This is a genomic window from Puniceibacterium confluentis (assembly GCF_007923445.1).
Classification (GTDB): Bacteria; Pseudomonadota; Alphaproteobacteria; order Rhodobacterales; family Rhodobacteraceae; genus Puniceibacterium; species Puniceibacterium confluentis.
Genome location: NZ_VOJI01000042.1, coordinates 1 through 18,091 on the forward strand (window position 1 = coordinate 1; position 18,091 = coordinate 18,091).

Genomic DNA, 18,091 nt, shown 5'->3' on the forward strand with positions numbered 1-18,091 from the left:
GTCCGCGCCAAAATAGGCATGCCATCGATAATGAACCCGATAAACCTGCCCGACATGGGCAGAATGAATGGGAACTGGTGCCGGGCCGGTACACGGTTCTGGGCACCGACGGCTTTGGCCGCTCGGACAGCCGGGTGAACCTGCGGCGCTTCTTCGAGGTGGACGCCAACCACATCGCGGCCGCCGCGATGGTGGATCTGTACCGCGAGGGGACAGTCTCTGAAAAAGAGCTGCAATCCGCCCTGAGCAAATACGACATTGACGGCGGCAAGCCGAACCCGCGCCTGGTCTGAGCAGCGGAACGAGGAGACAGAGAACATGACAACTGACGTAAAAGTCCCCGATATCGGCGATTTCAAAGACGTTCCGGTGGTGACCATTCTGGTTTCGGTCGGCGACACCGTTGCCAAGGAAGACGCCCTGATCGAACTGGAATCCGACAAGGCGACGCTGGAAGTGCCATCGCCCTATGCCGGTGTGATCAAGGAGATCAAGGTTTCCGAAGGTGACAAGGTTTCCGAAGGCACCATGATCATGGTGATCGAAGAATCCGGTTCGGGTGACGCCCCGGCCCAGGAAACCAAAGCCGAAGCGCCGAAGGCCGAAGCCCCCAAAGCCGCGGCACCCGCTGCGGCGCCGGTGACGGATGCCGGTTTCTCGAAGGTCCATGCCTCGCCGTCCGTGCGCGCCTACGCCCGCCGGGTCGAGGTGGACCTGAACAAGGTCAACGGATCGGGCCGCAAGGGTCGAATCCTGCGCGAGGACGTTGAAAAGGCGCTGAAAACGCAGATCGCTCCGGTTGCTGCCGGTGGCGGCGCAGTGTCTGGCGGCATGGGTATTCCTCCGATCCCGACAGTGGATTTCTCCAAGTTCGGCCCGGTCGAAAACGTGGAAATGTCGCGGATCAAGAAAATCTCGGGCCCGGCGCTGCACCGCTCGTGGCTGAACATTCCGCATGTGACCCACAACGAAGAAGCCGACATCACCGAGCTCGACAAGTACCGCAAGGAGCTCGACACGCAGGCCAAGGAAGAGGGCTACCGCGTCACGCTGCTGTCGTTCCTCGTCAAGGCTTCGGTTTCGGCGCTGAAGAAGCATTGGGAATTCAACAGCTCGATCCATCCCGACGGCGACAAGCTGATCAAGAAGGATTTCTACAACATCGGTTTTGCGGCGGACACGCCGAACGGTCTGATGGTGCCGGTGATCAAGGATGCCGACCGCAAGGGGATTGTCGAGATTTCCAAGGATCTGCAGGAACTGTCCAAGAAAGCCCGCGACGGCGCGCTTAAAGGGCCGGACATGCAGGGCGCAACCTTTACCATCTCGTCTCTGGGCGGCATCGGCGGGACTTCGTTCACGCCCATCGTCAATGCACCCGAGGTGGCAATTCTGGGCCTGACGCGGTCCAAGATGGCACCGGTCTGGAACGGCACCGAGTTCGTGGCGCGCAACATCCTGCCGATGTCGCTGTCCTATGATCACCGCGCGGTTGATGGCGCGCTTGCGGCGCGCTTTGCCGCACATCTGAAATACCTGCTGGGCGATGCCCGGCGGCTGATGCTGTAAGGGGGCGCTGAGATGGAAATCAAGGTACCCGACATCGGCGATTTCAAGGATGTGCCGGTCGTGACCATCCTGGTCGCGGTGGGTGACACCGTGGCCAAGGAAGATGCGCTGATCGAACTGGAATCGGACAAGGCGACGCTGGAAGTGCCCTCGCCGGCCGCCGGCAAGGTCATCGAGATCAAGGTGAAGGAAGGCGACAAGGTTTCCGAGGGCACCGTGTTCATGGTGTTCGAAGGCGCCGAGTCCGGCGATGCGCCAAAGGAAGCGCCCAAAGCCGAAGCGACCAGGGACGCGCCAACATCCGTGGCAGCCTCTGGCACCGCCACGGGCAAGGGCGACGTGCACGGCGAAGTTGTTGTCCTGGGCTCTGGCCCCGGCGGCTACACCGCAGCGTTTCGGGCGGCGGATCTGGGCAAGAGCGTTGTGCTGATCGAGAAGTACCCGAACCTCGGCGGCGTCTGTCTCAACGTGGGCTGTATCCCGTCCAAGGCTCTGCTGCACGTGGCCAAGGTCATCACCGAAGCCGAAGAGATGCAAAGTCATGGGGTCAGCTTTGGCAAGCCGAAGGTCGATCTTGATGCGCTGCGCGCCTTCAAGTCCGGTGTGGTGAGCCAGCTGACCGGCGGCCTGAGCGGTCTGTCCAAGGCACGCAAGGTCAAGGTTGTGCAGGGGTATGGCCGCTTTACCGGCCCGAACATGATCGCGGTCGAGGGCGACGACGGCGCCACCACCAAGGTCAGCTTTGACCAGTGCATCATCGCGGCGGGTTCCGAACCGGTGAACCTGCCCTTCATCCCGCATGACGATCCGCGGGTGATCGATTCCACCGGCGCACTGGAACTGAAGGACATTCCCAAGCGGATGCTGGTGCTGGGCGGCGGGATCATCGGTCTCGAGATGGCCTGCGTCTATGACGCGCTGGGCTCAAGGGTCACGGTGGTCGAGTTCATGGACCAGCTGATGCCGGGCGCTGACAAGGACATGGTCAAGCCTCTGCACAAGCGCATCGAAGGGCGCTATGAAAAGATCATGCTCAAGACAAAGGTGACCAATGTCGAGGCCCAGAAGGCCGGGCTCAAGGTCACCTTCGAGGATGACAAGGGTGAAGTTTCCTCTGACACCTTTGACAAGGTGCTGGTCTCGGTCGGGCGCAGACCCAACGGCAAGCTGATCGACGCCGGTGCCGCAGGCGTTGCGGTGGACGACCGCGGCTTTATCGCCGTGGATGGCCAGCAACGTACCGGCGTGGCGCACATCTTTGCCATCGGCGACGTGGTGGGCCAGCCGATGCTGGCGCACAAGGCGGTGCACGAGGGCAAGGTGGCCGCCGAGGTCTGCGCCGGCGAGAAGCGGTTCTTTGACGCGCAGGTGATCCCCTCGGTCGCCTACACCGATCCCGAGGTCGCCTGGGTTGGCCTGACCGAGACCGAAGCCAAGGCCAAGGGCGTGAAGTACGAAAAGGGGGTGTTCCCCTGGGCCGCGTCGGGCCGCAGCCTGGCCAACGGGCGCAGCGAAGGCATGACCAAGGTGCTGTTTGATCCAGAGGACCAGCGCGTCATCGGCGCCTCGATCGTGGGCACAAACGCCGGCGATCTGATCTCCGAAGTCGCCCTGGCGATCGAGATGGGGGCGGACGCCGTTGATCTGGGCCACACCATTCACCCGCACCCGACCCTGTCGGAAACGGTGAACTTTGCCGCCGAGATGTATGAGGGCACCATCACCGACCTCATGCCGCCAAAGAAGAAAAAGCACTGAGGCATTACATCAGTTCTGGAAAACGGGCCCGTCGGGGCCCGTTTTTGCATTCTGACCGCCGGGCAAGAGGCGCCCGCGCAACATGCCCTGCCTAGATTTTCAGGAAGGGCTGCACCAGGCGCGGCAGCAATCCCTTGAAGCGAAGCGGAGCGTCGGTGACCGCAAGGCAGATGCAGTCTTCGGTTATGTCGGCTATCGGCATATGGTCGGTCTCCGGCGTCGCGAGTTCGACATCACCCCGGGCGAACCGTCCGCCGCAATCCTCGAAGGCGCCCCTCAGAACCAGGGTCAGTTCGGTGCCCCTGTGGCCATGATCCGGCACGGCCGTGCCTGCGGGTATGAACAGCAGCCGGGCGGTGGCGCCGGGCGCGGTCGGCAGGATCGCCTGTTTCACGCCCATGCCGACGGGCCGCCATCTGACATCCTTCAACCTTGCGCCGACGTAGGCCGCCAGCGGAACAGGCAAGTCCGGATCGGCGGACGGTGGCGCGGCGCTGTCATCCCCGGGCAACCGATCGCTGGTGATTCCGGTGAGCAGCCTGTCAATGCCGGACCCTGTCAGTTCGGCGGCCGCTGTCGTGTCCAGCAGGGCGCCGCCAAGCGCATCATAGCTGCCGACTTCGGCGCGGCATGTGTCGCAGAGCGACAGGTGAGTCGCGACGATCAGGTCAAACGCCTCGGGCAGGGATCCGGCGGAATAGGCCATCAGAAAATCCGGGGTCGGGTGGTGTGTGATCATCGGGGTCACTTCTGTTTCATGCTGTGGCGCAGTCGTTCCAGCGCCAGCCGGATGCGGGATTTGATGGTGCCCAGCGGCAAACCGGTCTGTGCGGCGATCTCACCATGAGACAGGTCGCCAAAGTAGGCCTTTTCGATCAGCTCTCGCTGTTTCGCGGGCAGGGCGGTCAGGGCTGTCACCAGAGTGTCGCTGTCCTGTTGCAGGGCAAGGACATCGGCCGGTTCCGGTGCGGCTTCGGGCCCCCAGAACAGGTCTTCGGGTTCGGGACGTTTCTGTCGCCGCAGAGCGTCGATCTTCTTGTTGCGCGCGATGGTGAACACCCAGGTCGCCACGCTGGCGCGGGCAGGATCGAACAGGTGCGCCTTGTGCCACACCGTCGCCAGTGCTTCCTGCGCGCATTCTTCGGCCAGGTCCGCCGCCAGACCCGACCGCATCAGAAATCCCTTCACCCGCGGCGCAAAGTGCTGGAACAGATCGGCAAACGCGGCCTGATCCCTTTGCTCGCGGACGCGGATCATCTGATCCACCCAGTCGGCCTTTGGTTCTCTCGGTTCGAACGTCACCATACCCTTCCCGACCGTTCCCCAATCCAGCGATATGGGGCCCGTCGCCGAAAAGGCCCGGCCGTGCCGCGGAAATTGTTGGATCTGTGTCAGTCAGTAGCATGCATGACGTACGGCTCGGCGGAAAGGACGGATCACATTCAGCGTGAATCATTCTTTTTCATCCAATCCGGTCCGGCGCGCGTAAGACCCTGATAGCCCCGATCAGGAGACGAGTGCCAAATGCCGTTTGAAGCCCGCGCCGCCGCGCCGAGAAAAATTGCCGTGATCGGCGCCGGGATATCGGGAATGGGGGCAGCGCATCTTTTGGCGGATGACCACCACGTCACCCTGTACGAGGCCGAGCCGCAGCTGGGGGGGCATGCCCGCACCCGGATGGCCGGCAAGCGCGGCGATCAGCCGGTGGACACGGGTTTCATCGTCTTCAACTATGCAAATTACCCGCATATGGCGCAGTTGTTTGCGCGTCTCGATGTGCCGGTGGTCAAAAGCAACATGAGTTTCGGCGCCTCGTTGCGGGGCGGTGCGCTGGAATACGGGCTGGAATCGCTGGGCGCACTGTTCGCGCAAAAGGGCAATGCCGTGAACCCGCGGTTCCTTGGCATGGTGCGCGACATCCTCCGCTTCAATGCCCGGGCGCTGGAGCTGTCGCGCGACCGCACGCTGACGCTGGGAGCGTTTCTCGACAGGCTGGGCACCGGTGCCTGGTTCCGGGACTATTACCTGTTGCCGCTTTCGGGTGCGATCTGGTCGACGCCGGTGGAAACCGTGCTCGACTTTCCGGCGCACGCATTGGTTCAGTTCTTTGAAAATCACGCCTTGCTGCATCACACCGGCCAGCACCAGTGGTATACGGTCGAGGGTGGGTCGGTCGAATACGTGCGCCGCCTGGGGGCCACACTGGCACACCAGGGGGCGCAGGTGCGGTTGTCCACCCCGGTCGAGGCGGTGCGCCGGGTGATGGCGGGCATCGAGTTGCGGACCTGGGGCGGTGAGTGGGAAAGATATGATGACGTGATCCTTGCCACCCACTCAGACGATTCCCTGCGGCTTCTGGCGGATGCATCCGTGCTGGAGCAAAAGGCGCTGGGGGCGATCCGCTATCAGCCCAATCGCGTGGTACTGCATGCCGATCACCGGGTGATGCCGCGGCGCAAGGTCTGCTGGTCATCCTGGAACTATACCGAGGACAGCGGCAAGGTGATGAACCAGATCGACCTGACTTACTGGATGAACAGGCTGCAACCGATTCCACAGGATGATCCGCTGTTTGTGACGCTGAATTCGACCCGGACAATTCGTGAAGAGTTGATCCACGACGAAACCGTGCTGCGCCATCCGGTGTATGACACCGGCGCGCTGAATGCGCAGGAACTGGTGCGGGACATCAACGGCACCGGCAACACCTGGTTCTGTGGCGCCTGGATGAAAAACGGCTTTCACGAGGATGGGCTCGGCAGCGCGGTTGACGTGGTCGAGTCGATCCGCGCGCGGGATGCGGTTTCGACAGCGGCATGAACGGGGTCGACCACATCGCCGGCCACACCTGGCACGGGCGCAAGGGCGCGGTCGAAAATGCCTTCCGCTATTCGATCGACTATGTGTTGCTTGACCCCGAAGCGCGTCCACGTCTTCCCTTCCTCTTCCGGCGCAATTCTGCAGGACTGACGTCCTTGCACGACCGCGACCACGGCGGGGCCCCCGGCAAAGGGCGCGGCGTGGACTGGGTCCGAGAGGTTCTGGACGCAAACGCGGTGGCTGCACCGGGCAGACTCCTGTTGCTGGCGCAGCCGCGCATGTTCGGCCATGTGTTCAATCCGGTCAGCTTTTGGCTGTGCCACGACGACCGGGGCCGCATGGTGGCCGTGATCGCCGAAGTGTCCAACACCTTCGGCGATCGGCATTCCTATCTCTGCACCAAGGCTGATGGGTCAGAGATCCTGGCGGCGGACCGATTGTGCGCGGCCAAGATATTCCATGTGTCGCCGTTCCAGTCTGTGGCTGGCGGATACGAGTTCCGCTTTGACATCCGGCCCGACCGGATCGGGATATGGATCGACTTCAGCGAAGGCAGTGGCGGGCTGGTGGCCACGCTGACCGGGCCGCGCCGTCCGCTGAGCAATGGCAGCATCCTGCAGGCGGCGCTGCGGCGTCCGTTTGGCGCACGGCGGGTTCTGGCACTGATCCACTGGCAGGCGCTCAAGCTGTGGTGGAAGGGCGCGCGGTATCGCACACGCCCCGAACCGCCGGTGCGGGACGTGTCCCGGTGACGACCACACGACCCGAGCGGCTCACGGCATATGCGGTCTTTGCAGCGGTTCTGTCGGCGGCCGGATTGCCGATCTACATCCACGCGCCCAAGTTCTATGTCGACAGCTACGGCGTCAGTCTGACCAGCCTGGGCGCGGTCCTGTTTGCGCTGCGTCTGATCGACGTGGTTCAGGACCCGCTGCTTGGACGACTGGCCGCAGTGCTGAGGCGTTGGCAGGGGGCGGCAGCCGCTGTGGCGGTGGCGCTCATGGTGGGGGGCATGCTGGGACTCTTCGTTGTTGCCCCGCCGGTTTCGCCGATCTGGTGGTTTGCGGCGATGCTGACGCTGGTGTTCTCCGCGTTCTCGTTCCTGACGATCATCTTTTATGCCCGAGGTGTCGCCAAGGCGGTTGAACTGGACCCCTCAGGCGCAGGGCATCTGCGTCTGGCCCGCTGGCGGGAATGCGGGGGGCTGCTGGGGGTATGCGTCGCCTCGATCCTTCCGGCAGTGTTTCTGGCATTGGGCTGGAAGCCGTTTGCAGGCTTTGCCCTGGTCTTTGCCGCCGTGGCGGTGCTGGCCGCGATGATGATGCGGGCGGAATGGAGCAAGGGCATGTCGCGGGTTCCCTCCGGCTTTGCACCGGTGCTGCGGGACACCACCGCGCGCCGGTTGCTGCTGGTGGCGCTGGCCAATGCGGCCCCGGTGGCCGTCACGTCGAGCCTGTTTCTGTTCTATGTGGAAAGCCGGCTGGATGCACCGGGATGGCAGGGGCCGCTGCTGCTGATGTTCTTTGTTGCGGCGGCGGTTGCCGCGCCTCTCTGGGGGCTGCTCGCGGAACGGATCGGGGCAAAGCGGGTGCTGATGAGCGCCATGGTCCTGTCTGTGCTGGCGTTCAGCCTTGTGCTATTGCTGCGCGAAGGGGACACTTGGGCCTTTGCAGCGATCTGCCTGGCCTCGGGGGCCGCCTTGGGAGCGGACATGACAGTGTTACCAGCGCTTTTTGCCCGCCGGATGGCGAAGATCGCGCCGAATGCCGCCGAAGGCTTTGCCCTGTGGTCCTTTGTTTCGAAATTCACGCTGGCATTCGCAGCTTTGGCACTACTTCCTACGCTAGAAGCGGCGGGATTTACCTCGGGCATCCGAAACTCCGAAAATGCCCTGTGGACGCTGACCCTGCTTTATGCGCTGGTGCCCTGTGCGCTAAAGCTGGTGGCGCTGTCACTTCTGTGCGCCACAAGACTGGAGGAGTAAGAAGATGGAACCCCTCTTGTATGTTCTGTTCGGAGCCCTGCTGGCGGCTGGGGCTCTTGTGGTCAAACGGCGCTATTACGGGTTCTCCGCCCAGAAACCCCAGGACTACGCGCACGGCTCGCAGTCCTTCGATCTTCCCCGACACCTGAATGGCCCGCTGCTGTGCGAAGGGGTGATTTTCGGACCGTTGGGGCGGGTGACATCGCGGTTTGTCGGCCACTTTGACGTGACGTGGACCGGCAATACGGCCGTGATGTCAGAGCGTTTTCTGTACGACAGCGGCGAGGTGCAGGACCGTGAGTGGCATCTGACGCTGGAGGCGGACGGTCGGATACGTGCCACGGCAGCCGACGTGATCGGCACCGGCCTCGGCTGGCAGGTCGGCCCGGCGGTGCAGCTGACCTACCGGATCAAGTTGCCCAAGGATGCGGGCGGCCATGTCCTGAGCAGCACCGACTGGATGTACCTTGCTCCGAACGGGACCATCGTCAACCGGTCGCAGTTCCGCAAATACGGTATCAAGGTCGCCGAGTTGGTCGCGACCATCCGCAGAAAGAATGTCCCGTGAGAAACTGGAGCGGACAGCGCTATTGGCTGGTCGGAGCGAGCGAAGGTCTGGGGGCTGCGCTTGCGCAACATCTGAGCCGTATGGGCGTTTCGCTGATCCTGTCGGCACGCGACGAGGACCGTCTGAACGAATTGGGCCGGGCGCTGCCGGGTCGGGCCGAAGTCGTGCCTCTGGATGTCACCGATGCGGACGCGGTTGCCACAGCGGCGGAGCGTATCGGAGACATTGACGGCATCGTTTATCTGGCAGGGGTGTACTGGCCGTTCGGGGCCAAGGACTGGAGCGTTGAAAAGGCCATTGCCACGGCGGATGTGAATTTTACCGGGGCGATGCGTCTGGTGGGGGCGGTCATGCCGGGCATGGTCCGGCGCAACAGGGGACATATCGTGTTGACGGGCAGCCTGTCGGGCTATCGCGGCATGCCGGAATCGGCGGCTTATTCCGCATCCAAGGCCGGCGTGATGGCGCTGGCGGAATCCTTGTACAGCGATCTGCGCAAAACCGGTGTGCAGGTGCAATTGCTGAACCCCGGGTTCATCAGAACACGGCTGACGGCAAGGAACGATTTCAGGATGCCCTTTCTGATGGAGCCGGAAGAGGCGGCTCGGATCTGCGTCGAACACATGTCGGGGCACGCCTTCAAACGCAGCTTTCCGACGCTGTTTTCCTGGGTTTTCCGGGGAAGCGTGGCGCTGCCGGACGGCGTCTATTACAGGCTGTTCGGCTAGAGCGGCGCTCTGTGACAGGGCTGCACCATCTGTAGGTTAGCGCAAGGCACGGCCCTTCAGGATCGCATCGGGTCCGAACCGGGCACGGATCGCGTCGGTCGCGCGCTCGGCATGGGCGCGTTTCGCCGCGTCGGGGTCAAGCAGATCCGGGCTGCGGTCCGCATCCTGTGCCGGACAGATGTCGGACAGCCCGGCGCCGATAAGCCGGTAGGGCCCCTGATCGCCGACCTGATCGAACAGTCCGCGCGCGGTGCGGTAGATCCGGTCCGCCATCTGTGTGGCGTCCCGCAAGGCAAGACGCCGTGAGATCAGGGCAAAGTTCGCGCGCTTCAGCTTGAGCGTCACGACGCGGCCCGCCAGATCCTTGGCCTTGGCCCGGTCAGCGACCTTTTCGCACATTCGCCACAGATGTCCGTCCAGCAGATCCGGGTCGGAGGTGTCGTCGTGAAACGTGGTTTCGTTCGAGATCGACTTCATCGCCGTGTCGCGCGACACGCGACGCCGGTCGATGCCCCGCGCCAGATGCCAGAGCCTGTCGCCCATCGAACCGAACCGCGCGCCGAGGTCGTGCCGGTCCCACCGCAGCAGATCGTCAAAGGTGCGGATGCCCGCGCGTTCCAGCGCCTCCTGGCCCGCGGCGCCGACGCCCCAGATCATCCGCACCGGCTTGGGCCGCAGAAAGGCATCGGTTTCGGCCCGCCCGATCACCGAGAAGCCGTGCGGTTTGTCCAGATCCGAGGCAATCTTGGCCAGAAACTTGTTATGGGACAGTCCGATGGATCCCGTCAGCCCCAGTTCCGACCGCATGCGCCGGACCAGTTGAGCCAGCATCACCGCCGGCGGTGCCCCGTGCAGCCGCCGGGTGCCGGACAGGTCCAGAAAGGCCTCGTCCAGTGACAGCGGTTCGATCGCAGGCGTCAGGGTCTCCATCATCGCGCGGATCGCCCGCGATGCCTCGACATAGGCCTGCATCCGGGGTTTGACGATCACCGCGTCAGGGCACAACGCCAGCGCCTTGAACATGGGCATGGCAGAGCGGACACCGCGAATCCGGGCAATGTAGCAGGCGGTCGACACCACCCCGCGCCGACCGCCGCCGATGATCACCGGTTTGTCGGCCAGGTCGGGGTTGTCGCGTTTTTCCACCGAAGCATAGAAGGCATCACAGTCCATATGGGCGATGGACAGGTCCCACAATTCGTCATGCCGCACGATGCGCGGGCTGCGGCAGGTGGGGCAACGCGGCGCGGCGTCGAACTGGTTCAGGCAATCACGGCAAAGGGCAGGCATGGATCACAGCCGTCGGTTAAGGTATGTCGGCCATATTAGAGCAGCTTGATGAAGGACACCAACGCCATGCAACAGGATGCATTCATCGGTGCCAAGGTCATGCTGTTTGTCGGCGACCGGCTGCTCGTCATCCGCCGCGACCATACCCCGGGCATTCCTTTTCCCGGTTTTCTGGATTTTCCCGGCGGCGGGCGCGAAGGCGCCGAGACACCCGAGGACTGTGTCCTCAGGGAAGCCGAAGAAGAGATCGGGCTGCGACTCAACCGTCATCAACTGGTCTGGCGCCAGCCTTATGACAGCGCCGAGGGCCAGCGAAGCTGGTTCTTTGCCGCGCACGTCGCCATCGCTGCGGCCGGTCAGGTGAGGTTTGGTGACGAAGGCGTCGGCTGGACGCTGATCCTGCCACCAGATTACCTGGGCCGCGCGGACGCCATTCCGCATTTTCAGTGGATGCTGCGGCAGTATCTGGCCAGTAAAGGCAATGACAACTCGCGCCTGGCGGACTCAGACCTGAAAAAAGGGCCTTGAGCCCGGGACAGAAGGCTCAAGGCCCAGCTGTCACAGGACCGGGAATGTCGAACCTGTGACAGGGGGGGAAGACAGGGCGTCGGGTCAGGCAGCGTCGCTCCCGATCAACACGTCAAACCAGCGCTGCAGTGGCGGCAGGCTGCGCTGGGCCCGGCGGCGGGACACCACCCGGTGCGCCTCGAGCCGCGCGTGCAGCGCGTTCGGATCCTGTCGCCGGTTCAGCGCGTCCTGCCACAGACCTTCGGTCACGAGTTCAAAGTCCTCGGCCAGAGAGGCTTCGTATTGGGCAGCGACGCGGATGCGTCCGGCCTGTGTGTGGAAAGTGACCAGCGCCTCGAAGCTCTGGGTTACGGCGTTATAGGTCACGTCGCCGATCTGCGTTCTGCTCGTCTGCATGTTGCACCTGTAAACCATCATTTATGATGTGTTAACGCTGCAGCTCCGCAAAAAGTTTCATCCACTGATGTTTTGGGCTTGCATCCGCCGCGTCAGGGCAAACTTGCCAAAATCTCTTCGGCCGCACGGCGGGGGTCGTCGGACTGCCAGATCGGCCGGCCAACCACGACGTGATCCGCGCCGTCACTCATCGCCTTGTGTGGCGTGGCGATGCGTTTCTGATCGCCGCTGTCCGCGCCCGCGGGGCGCACCCCGGGGGTGACGATCAGCCTGCCCTGTGCCTGCGGCAGCGCCCGGATCAGCGCCGCCTCGTTCGGCGAAGCGATCACACCGTCCGCACCGGCCTCAAGCGCGCGCGCCGCCCGTTCGACGACCAGATCCGCGATGTCGCCTTGCTGGATCAGGCAGTCATCCAGATCCGCACGGTCCAGCGAGGTCAGAATGGTGACAGCCAGAATCTTCATGTCCTTGCCCGACGCCCCCTGCTTGGCAGCGCGCACCACATGCGGATCGCCATGTACTGTCAGGAAGTCGATGTCGAATTGCGCCAGACCGCGCACCGCATGTTCGACCGTTGCGCTGATGTCGAACAGCTTCATGTCCAGAAAAATGCGTTTGCCGTGTTCCTGCTTGAGCTCGTTGGCAAGAGCAAGCCCGCCGCCGGTCAGCATGCCCAGACCGATCTTGTAGAACGACACCGCCGGTCCAAGCCGTTCGGCAAGCGCCAGACCGCTGAGCGCGTTCGGTACGTCGAGCGCCACAATCAGGCGATCATCGGCAGAGTTGGCGGAAAGATCGGCAGGCGATGGTAGGGACATGATGCTGACTCCGGTTGTGGTCAGACGGGCGGCCAGAACACCGCCGGTCCCGTGTCGATTAATCGAATTCCGGAACGGGTTCCACCCCTGACCGGGCACCTGGGCGACGGGCGGGGCGAAGGCTTCACCGATGGGCCGCATCCCTCCGGGCGGGGTGGCGGTCGATCTGCGGGAGGGGCCCCGGCGTTGCGGAGCACGTCCCGATCCGCCCCGGCAGGTGCGGCGCGGTTTTGTCCCGAAGTCCCTTGCGGAACGCAGCAGCGGTGCCCATGTTTTGGGCGAGGCCCTGACAGGGATGTGCCGCATAGCCGGGCATGCCGCGAACGGGGCGCTTATAGCAAAGGAGAAGGCCCATGAACTTGGAGAAGTTCACGGAACGGTCGCGCGGCTTCATTCAGGCTGCCCAGACGATCGCGATGCGGGAAAGCCACCAGAGGCTGAGCCCGGAACACATTCTGAAAGCATTGCTGGACGACGATCAGGGGTTGGCAAGCAACCTGATCACCCGTGCCGGCGGCGCGCCTGAACGCGTGCTGCAGGCCACCGAGGTGGCGCTGAACAAGATCCCGAAGGTCAGCGGCGATTCCGGACAGGTGTATCTGGATTCGACCACCGGCAAGGTGCTGGACGAAGCCGAGAAGATTGCCCGCAAGGCCGGGGATTCATTCGTTCCGGTCGAGCGCATCCTGATGGCGCTGGGCATGGTCAAGTCGCCTGCGAAAGAGGCGCTCGAGGCCGGCGCGGTGACACCGCAAAAACTCAACGAGGCGGTGAACGACATCCGCAAGGGACGCACCGCGGACACCGCGAGCGCGGAAGAAGGCTATGACGCGCTGAAAAAATACGCGCGCGACCTGACCGAAGCGGCAGAGCAGGGCAAGATCGACCCGATCATCGGCCGCGACGAGGAAATCCGCCGCGCCATGCAGGTGTTGTCCCGCCGGACCAAGAACAACCCGGTTCTGATCGGGGAGCCCGGCGTCGGTAAAACCGCGATTGCCGAGGGGCTGGCGCTGCGCATCGTCAATGGCGACGTGCCCGAATCGCTGCGCAACAAACGGTTGATGGCGCTGGACATGGGCGCGCTGATTGCCGGCGCCAAGTACCGCGGTGAATTCGAGGAGCGTCTGAAGGCGATCCTTACCGAAGTGACCGAGGCCGCGGGCGAAGTGATCCTGTTCATCGACGAGATGCACACGCTTGTGGGCGCGGGCAAGGCCGATGGCGCGATGGATGCGTCCAACCTGCTGAAACCGGCGCTGGCCCGGGGTGAGCTGCACTGCGTGGGCGCAACCACGCTGGACGAATACCGCAAGCACGTGGAAAAGGACGCGGCGCTGGCCCGCCGGTTCCAGCCGGTCATGGTCAACGAGCCGACCGAAGAGGACACGATCAGCATCCTGCGCGGCATCAAGGAAAAGTACGAGCTGCACCACGGTGTGCGGATCTCGGACAGCGCCCTTGTTGCGGCGGCGACGTTGTCGCACCGCTATATCACCGACCGTTTCCTGCCGGACAAGGCCATCGACCTGATGGACGAGGCGGCGAGCCGCCTGCGGATGGAAGTGGATTCCAAGCCGGAAGAACTGGACCAGTTGGACCGCAACATCCTGCAGATGCAGATCGAACAGGAGGCGCTGCGGAAAGAAGACGATCAGGCCAGCAAGGACCGGCTTGAAAAGCTGCAGAAGGAACTGGCCGAGGTGCAGGAGCGTGCCGCGGAAATGACCGCCAAATGGCAGGCCGAGCGCGACAAGCTGGGCGCTGCCCGAGCGCTCAAGGAGCAACTGGACCATGCCCGTGCCGAGCTTGAGATCGCCAAGCGCGAAAGCAATCTGGCCCGCGCCGGAGAGCTGTCCTACGGCGTCATTCCGCAGCTGGAAAAGCAGTTGGGAGAAGCCGAGGAAGCCGAAGGCGATCTGATGGTCGAAGAGGCTGTCCGCCCCGAGCAGATCGCTCAGGTGGTGGAACGCTGGACCGGGATTCCGACAAGCCGGATGCTCGAAGGCGAGCGGGAAAAGTTGCTGCGGATGGAAGATGGCCTTCACAAGCGGGTCATCGGTCAGGATCGTGCGGTCAAGGCCGTGGCCAATGCGGTGCGCCGTGCCCGTGCCGGTCTGAACGACGAGAACCGGCCTCTGGGCTCGTTCCTGTTTCTCGGGCCGACGGGTGTGGGCAAGACCGAACTGACCAAGGCGGTGGCCGAATTCCTGTTTGACGACGACAACGCGATGGTGCGCATCGACATGTCCGAGTTCATGGAGAAGCATGCGGTCTCGCGTCTGATCGGGGCGCCTCCGGGCTATGTCGGCTATGACGAGGGCGGGGTGCTGACCGAGGCTGTGCGGCGGCGTCCCTATCAGGTGGTGCTGTTCGACGAGGTCGAAAAGGCGCACCCTGACGTGTTCAACGTGCTGTTGCAGGTGCTGGACGACGGTGTGCTGACCGATGGTCAGGGCCGCACCGTGGATTTCAAGCAGACGCTGATCATCCTGACCTCGAACCTTGGCAGTCAGGCGCTGAGCCAATTGCCTGAGGGCAGCGACAGCACGTCAGTGCACCGGGACGTCATGGATGCGGTGCGGGCCCACTTCCGGCCCGAGTTCCTGAACCGTCTGGACGAGACGATCATCTTTGACCGCCTGAGCCGTGGTGACATGACCGGTATCGTGACGATCCAGATGGCGCGGCTGCTCAAGCGGCTGGCGGCCCGCAAGGTGCAGCTGCAACTGGATGACGCGGCACTGAAGTGGCTGGCGGACGAAGGCTATGATCCGGTGTTCGGGGCGCGCCCGCTCAAGCGGGTGATCCAGCGTGCATTGCAGGATCCTCTGGCCGAGATGTTGCTAGCCGGAGACATCAGCGATGGAGATCTTGTGCCGGTGAGTGCCGGCGCGGACGGATTGATCATCGGTGACCGGGTTGCCGCGTCCAACCGGCCAAGACCGGACGATGCCGTCGTCCACTGACCCGGCCTGAAATACCGGAAGGGGCCCGCCAGACCGGCGGGCCTTTTGCGTTTCGGATCAAGCGCGGCTCTCTGCGACCGACGGATGTCTCAATACCTGCAGCACCTCAACGAGGGGTCGCTACTCATCCATGCCGATTGCAGCCCGGGCGATGCTGTCGAGCAAGGCTTCGACCTCTTTCATCGCCCCGTCGGGATAGCTCTGGAAACCGATGGTGGTGACATCCGCAGTGTCTGGACGAACCATGACAAATATATCGTAAGGACAGAACCGGATGTTCATCGGATCGGCCTCCATCACCTTGCGCGACAGTGTCGCCGAGCAGAAGCTGTAGACATCGGCCTCAAGGAACAGCACCACATCCGATCCCAGATCGGCACGGGTCCGTTCAAGCATGTCGCCGGGGTGGCTGACACTGTCCACCACCAGACCGCGATCGAGGATCGCGCTTTCCAGGCCGAATGTCACATCTTCAAAGCTTTGGTCGGTGTCATAGCTCACCATGTCCTGCGCCAGCGCCGTGGTCGGCGCGGCGGTCAGCGCCAGCAGTAGTATCAGCGGTTTCATCCTGTGTCCTCCCTGTGACTGATGAGCCCAGACTAACCCGTATCGCCGCCACGCTGCAAAGGCTGCGCATCTGCGCGCGGCACAATATTCATGCAACCGGCGACTGCCCTGCTGCGACGGGCGGGCAGGGCGGAACATTTCAGTTCTGGCACAGCAACGTGAGCCAATGTGGTTTGGACAAGCCGTACTGTTCCCCTAAATCAAGGAAAGAGCAACGAGGAGAGCCACATGGCATACCGCTGGAAGAATGACCTGACCCACGCCGACGTGACGCCAAGGGCGGCGTTCCTGAACCGCCGCCAGATCATTGGCGGCCTTGGGGCCGGGACCATTCTGGGGGCTCTGGGCAGCCGGGCCGGAGCGCAGGAGGCCGCCGCTCTCGAGCCGAACAGCTACGAAGAGATCACTAGCTACAACAACTATTACGAGTTCGGCACCGGCAAGGACGATCCCGCCCGCTATGCCGGTGCGCTGACCAGCAGCCCGTGGTCGGTCAAGATCGACGGTCTCGTCGACAACCCCGGCGCATTTGCGATGCAGGATATTCTCGACCGGATGACGATCGAGGAACGCATCTACCGGTTCCGCTGTGTCGAAGCCTGGTCAATGGTGGTGCCGTGGAACGGCTTCGAACTGGCCGATCTCCTGAACCTGGCGGGGGTGCAGTCCTCGGCCAGATATGTCGCCTTCGAGACCGCTCTGCGTCCGACTGAAATGCCGGGCGTTGCGTACCGTGTGCTCGACTGGCCCTATGTCGAGGGTCTGCGGCTGGACGAGGCACTGCACCCGCTGACTTTCATGGCCACCGGCATATACGGCAAGCCGATCCCGAACCAGAATGGCGCGCCGCTGCGGCTGGTGGTGCCCTGGAAGTACGGGTTCAAGTCGATCAAGTCGATTGTGCGCATCACATTGACGGACCGCGAGCCGCCGACCAGCTGGAACAAGGCCGGTCCGAATGAATACGGCTTTTACAGCAACGTGAATCCCGAGGTCGATCACCCGCGCTGGAGCCAGGCCACTGAACGGCTGGTGGGCGGCGGTCTGTTTGCCAAGCGTCAGCCGACACTGATGTTCAACGGCTATGAACAAGAGGTCGCCGGACTGTATGCAGGTATGGATCTGGCCAGGAATTTCTGATGCAGCCAATTGCCTGGGCCAACAGCACCCTGCGCCTGGTGCCCACCTGGCCGCTGTACATCCTGTGTGCGCTGCCACCGGTATGGTTTGTCTATCAGGGCCTGACCGGCGGGCTGGGGGTCGAACCGATCAAGGCGCTGGAAGCGCGGTTGGGAGAGCTGGCATTGCAGTTCCTCGTGGCCGGGCTGGCGATCACCCCCCTGCGGCGCCACATCGGGCTGAACCTGCTGCGGTTCCGTCGGTTGATCGGGCTGGCCGCCTTCTATTACGTTTCGGCCCACCTTCTGGTCTGGCTGGTTCTGGACGTGCAGATTGTCAGCCAGATCTGGGCCGACATCGTCAAACGTCCGTATGTCACGGTTGGCATGGCTGCATTCCTGCTTCTGATCCCGTTGGCGATCACCTCCAACACCTGGTCGATCCGCAGGCTGGGACAGAAATGGCGCAGGCTGCACAAGCTGGTCTATGCCGCCACATTGCTCGGGGCGGTCCACTTCATCATGCTGGTCAAGGGATTTCAGATCGAACCCCTGCTGTATCTGGGAACAATCGTCCTGTTGTTGGCGCTGCGCCTGCCGCCGTTGCGCCGCAGGCAGATGGCCTGAAGTTCACCCCGATGAGTCGTCTCGAATGAAAATCGCCCTTTCGGGGCGATTTTTTGCTTCTGCGGCGGTGGCGATTCCCGGAACATTGCGCGGAATGCGCAGTCAGCAGGCGCTGCCGCCCGGGCTGGTTGGGGATAAGCCTGTGAGTAACTTGGCAGCGATGCTGCGCTGCGGAAGAAAGTTGCCGAATGCGGGGTGCGGTGCGAAACTTCCGTTAAGCAAATCGTTGAAATCATGGGGAAATCGGGTTTTTTGGAAAAAACGCGACAAAGCGGAAAAAAGCGCTTGCGGGTTTTGTCGGGTGACACTAGAACCCCCTTCACCGGCGGCGCTGAGGCGCACAACGGGACG

19 protein-coding genes are annotated in these 18,091 nt (G+C 63.2%); 13 read left to right on the forward strand and 6 right to left on the reverse strand.

Annotated elements, in window-relative coordinates:
* The 3 genes from FOY53_RS21505 to lpdA all read left to right on the forward strand — a co-directional run.
* Window positions 1-293: hypothetical protein (locus FOY53_RS21505; protein WP_246107504.1), on the forward strand; the 293-nt coding region annotated here is incomplete at its 5' end.
* On the forward strand, window positions 259-1,569 hold the full coding sequence (aceF, locus tag FOY53_RS21510) for a dihydrolipoyllysine-residue acetyltransferase (protein WP_281289607.1): 1,311 nt from the start codon (window positions 259-261) through the stop codon (window positions 1,567-1,569). The genes FOY53_RS21505 and aceF, both read left to right, overlap by 35 nt.
* A gap of 12 nt (window positions 1,570-1,581) precedes the next feature.
* Window positions 1,582-3,327, forward strand: a complete 1,746-nt coding sequence (lpdA, locus tag FOY53_RS21515) for a dihydrolipoyl dehydrogenase (RefSeq protein ID WP_146592372.1) — start codon at window positions 1,582-1,584, stop codon at window positions 3,325-3,327.
* Between the two features lie 91 nt (window positions 3,328-3,418).
* Here lpdA and FOY53_RS21520 read toward each other — a convergent pair whose 3' ends face one another.
* Both FOY53_RS21520 and FOY53_RS21525 read right to left on the reverse strand, forming a co-directional pair.
* Complete coding sequence (locus tag FOY53_RS21520; RefSeq protein ID WP_146592373.1) at window positions 3,419-4,066, reverse strand: ChrR family anti-sigma-E factor; 648 nt, start codon at window positions 4,064-4,066, stop codon at window positions 3,419-3,421.
* A 5-nt stretch (window positions 4,067-4,071) separates the two neighbouring features.
* The gene (locus FOY53_RS21525; protein WP_246107506.1) at window positions 4,072-4,584 is read right to left on the reverse strand and encodes a sigma-70 family RNA polymerase sigma factor; all 513 of its coding nucleotides are present in this window, start codon (window positions 4,582-4,584) and stop codon (window positions 4,072-4,074) included.
* A 267-nt stretch (window positions 4,585-4,851) separates the two neighbouring features.
* On the opposite strand from FOY53_RS21525, the gene FOY53_RS21530 reads away from it, so the two are divergent.
* Genes FOY53_RS21530 through FOY53_RS21550 form a run of 5 tightly spaced genes read left to right on the forward strand, consistent with a single transcriptional unit; the run spans window position 4,852 to window position 9,427 of the window.
* Window positions 4,852-6,147 (forward strand): NAD(P)/FAD-dependent oxidoreductase, encoded by a 1,296-nt coding sequence (locus FOY53_RS21530; protein WP_146592375.1) that lies wholly within the window; start codon window positions 4,852-4,854, stop codon window positions 6,145-6,147.
* Complete coding sequence (locus tag FOY53_RS21535; protein WP_146592376.1) at window positions 6,144-6,899, forward strand: DUF1365 domain-containing protein; 756 nt, start codon at window positions 6,144-6,146, stop codon at window positions 6,897-6,899. The genes FOY53_RS21530 and FOY53_RS21535 overlap by 4 nt, the downstream gene beginning before the upstream one ends.
* Entirely contained in the window at window positions 6,896-8,131 is a 1,236-nt protein-coding gene (locus tag FOY53_RS21540; protein WP_146592377.1) for an MFS transporter, read from the forward strand. The genes FOY53_RS21535 and FOY53_RS21540 overlap by 4 nt, the downstream gene beginning before the upstream one ends.
* A 4-nt stretch (window positions 8,132-8,135) precedes the next feature.
* Complete coding sequence (locus tag FOY53_RS21545) at window positions 8,136-8,699, forward strand: DUF3833 family protein (protein ID WP_146592378.1); 564 nt, start codon at window positions 8,136-8,138, stop codon at window positions 8,697-8,699.
* Window positions 8,696-9,427 carry an SDR family NAD(P)-dependent oxidoreductase gene (locus FOY53_RS21550; RefSeq protein WP_146592379.1) on the forward strand — a complete coding sequence of 244 codons (732 nt, stop codon included), beginning with the start codon at window positions 8,696-8,698 and terminating at the stop codon, window positions 9,425-9,427. Before FOY53_RS21545 ends, FOY53_RS21550 begins: the two co-directional genes overlap by 4 nt.
* 36 nt (window positions 9,428-9,463) lie before the next feature.
* Here FOY53_RS21550 and FOY53_RS21555 read toward each other — a convergent pair whose 3' ends face one another.
* Entirely contained in the window at window positions 9,464-10,717 is a 1,254-nt protein-coding gene (locus FOY53_RS21555) for a DNA polymerase IV (RefSeq protein ID WP_146592380.1), read from the reverse strand.
* Window positions 10,718-10,783: 66 nt separating this feature from the next.
* Between FOY53_RS21555 and FOY53_RS21560 the strand changes: the two genes are divergently transcribed.
* The gene (locus tag FOY53_RS21560) at window positions 10,784-11,245 is read left to right on the forward strand and encodes an NUDIX domain-containing protein (RefSeq protein WP_246107505.1); all 462 of its coding nucleotides are present in this window, start codon (window positions 10,784-10,786) and stop codon (window positions 11,243-11,245) included.
* Between the two features lie 84 nt (window positions 11,246-11,329).
* On the opposite strand, the gene FOY53_RS21565 is transcribed toward FOY53_RS21560, so the two are convergent.
* Window positions 11,330-11,641 (reverse strand): hypothetical protein, encoded by a 312-nt coding sequence (locus FOY53_RS21565; protein WP_146592381.1) that lies wholly within the window; start codon window positions 11,639-11,641, stop codon window positions 11,330-11,332.
* 92 nt (window positions 11,642-11,733) lie between these two features.
* Window positions 11,734-12,459 (reverse strand): orotidine-5'-phosphate decarboxylase, encoded by a 726-nt coding sequence (pyrF, locus tag FOY53_RS21570; RefSeq protein ID WP_146592382.1) that lies wholly within the window; start codon window positions 12,457-12,459, stop codon window positions 11,734-11,736.
* A 353-nt stretch (window positions 12,460-12,812) separates the two neighbouring features.
* Between pyrF and clpB the strand changes: the two genes are divergently transcribed.
* On the forward strand, window positions 12,813-15,428 hold the full coding sequence (gene clpB / locus FOY53_RS21575; protein ID WP_146592383.1) for an ATP-dependent chaperone ClpB: 2,616 nt from the start codon (window positions 12,813-12,815) through the stop codon (window positions 15,426-15,428).
* Between the two features lie 120 nt (window positions 15,429-15,548).
* On the opposite strand, the gene FOY53_RS21580 is transcribed toward clpB, so the two are convergent.
* The gene (locus FOY53_RS21580) at window positions 15,549-15,995 is read right to left on the reverse strand and encodes a DUF302 domain-containing protein (protein WP_146592384.1); all 447 of its coding nucleotides are present in this window, start codon (window positions 15,993-15,995) and stop codon (window positions 15,549-15,551) included.
* 228 nt (window positions 15,996-16,223) lie between these two features.
* Here FOY53_RS21580 and msrP point away from each other — a divergent pair, with 228 nt between their 5' ends.
* The 3 genes from msrP to FOY53_RS23490 form a co-directional block, all read left to right on the forward strand.
* Window positions 16,224-17,135: a protein-methionine-sulfoxide reductase catalytic subunit MsrP gene (gene msrP / locus FOY53_RS21585; protein WP_146592385.1), complete on the forward strand. Its 912-nt coding sequence runs from the start codon at window positions 16,224-16,226 to the stop codon at window positions 17,133-17,135.
* Window positions 17,135-17,740 carry a protein-methionine-sulfoxide reductase heme-binding subunit MsrQ gene (msrQ, locus tag FOY53_RS21590; RefSeq protein ID WP_146592386.1) on the forward strand — a complete coding sequence of 202 codons (606 nt, stop codon included), beginning with the start codon at window positions 17,135-17,137 and terminating at the stop codon, window positions 17,738-17,740. Before msrP ends, msrQ begins: the two co-directional genes overlap by 1 nt.
* A gap of 25 nt (window positions 17,741-17,765) precedes the next feature.
* Window positions 17,766-18,091: hypothetical protein (locus tag FOY53_RS23490; protein ID WP_222435312.1), on the forward strand; the 326-nt coding region annotated here is incomplete at its 3' end.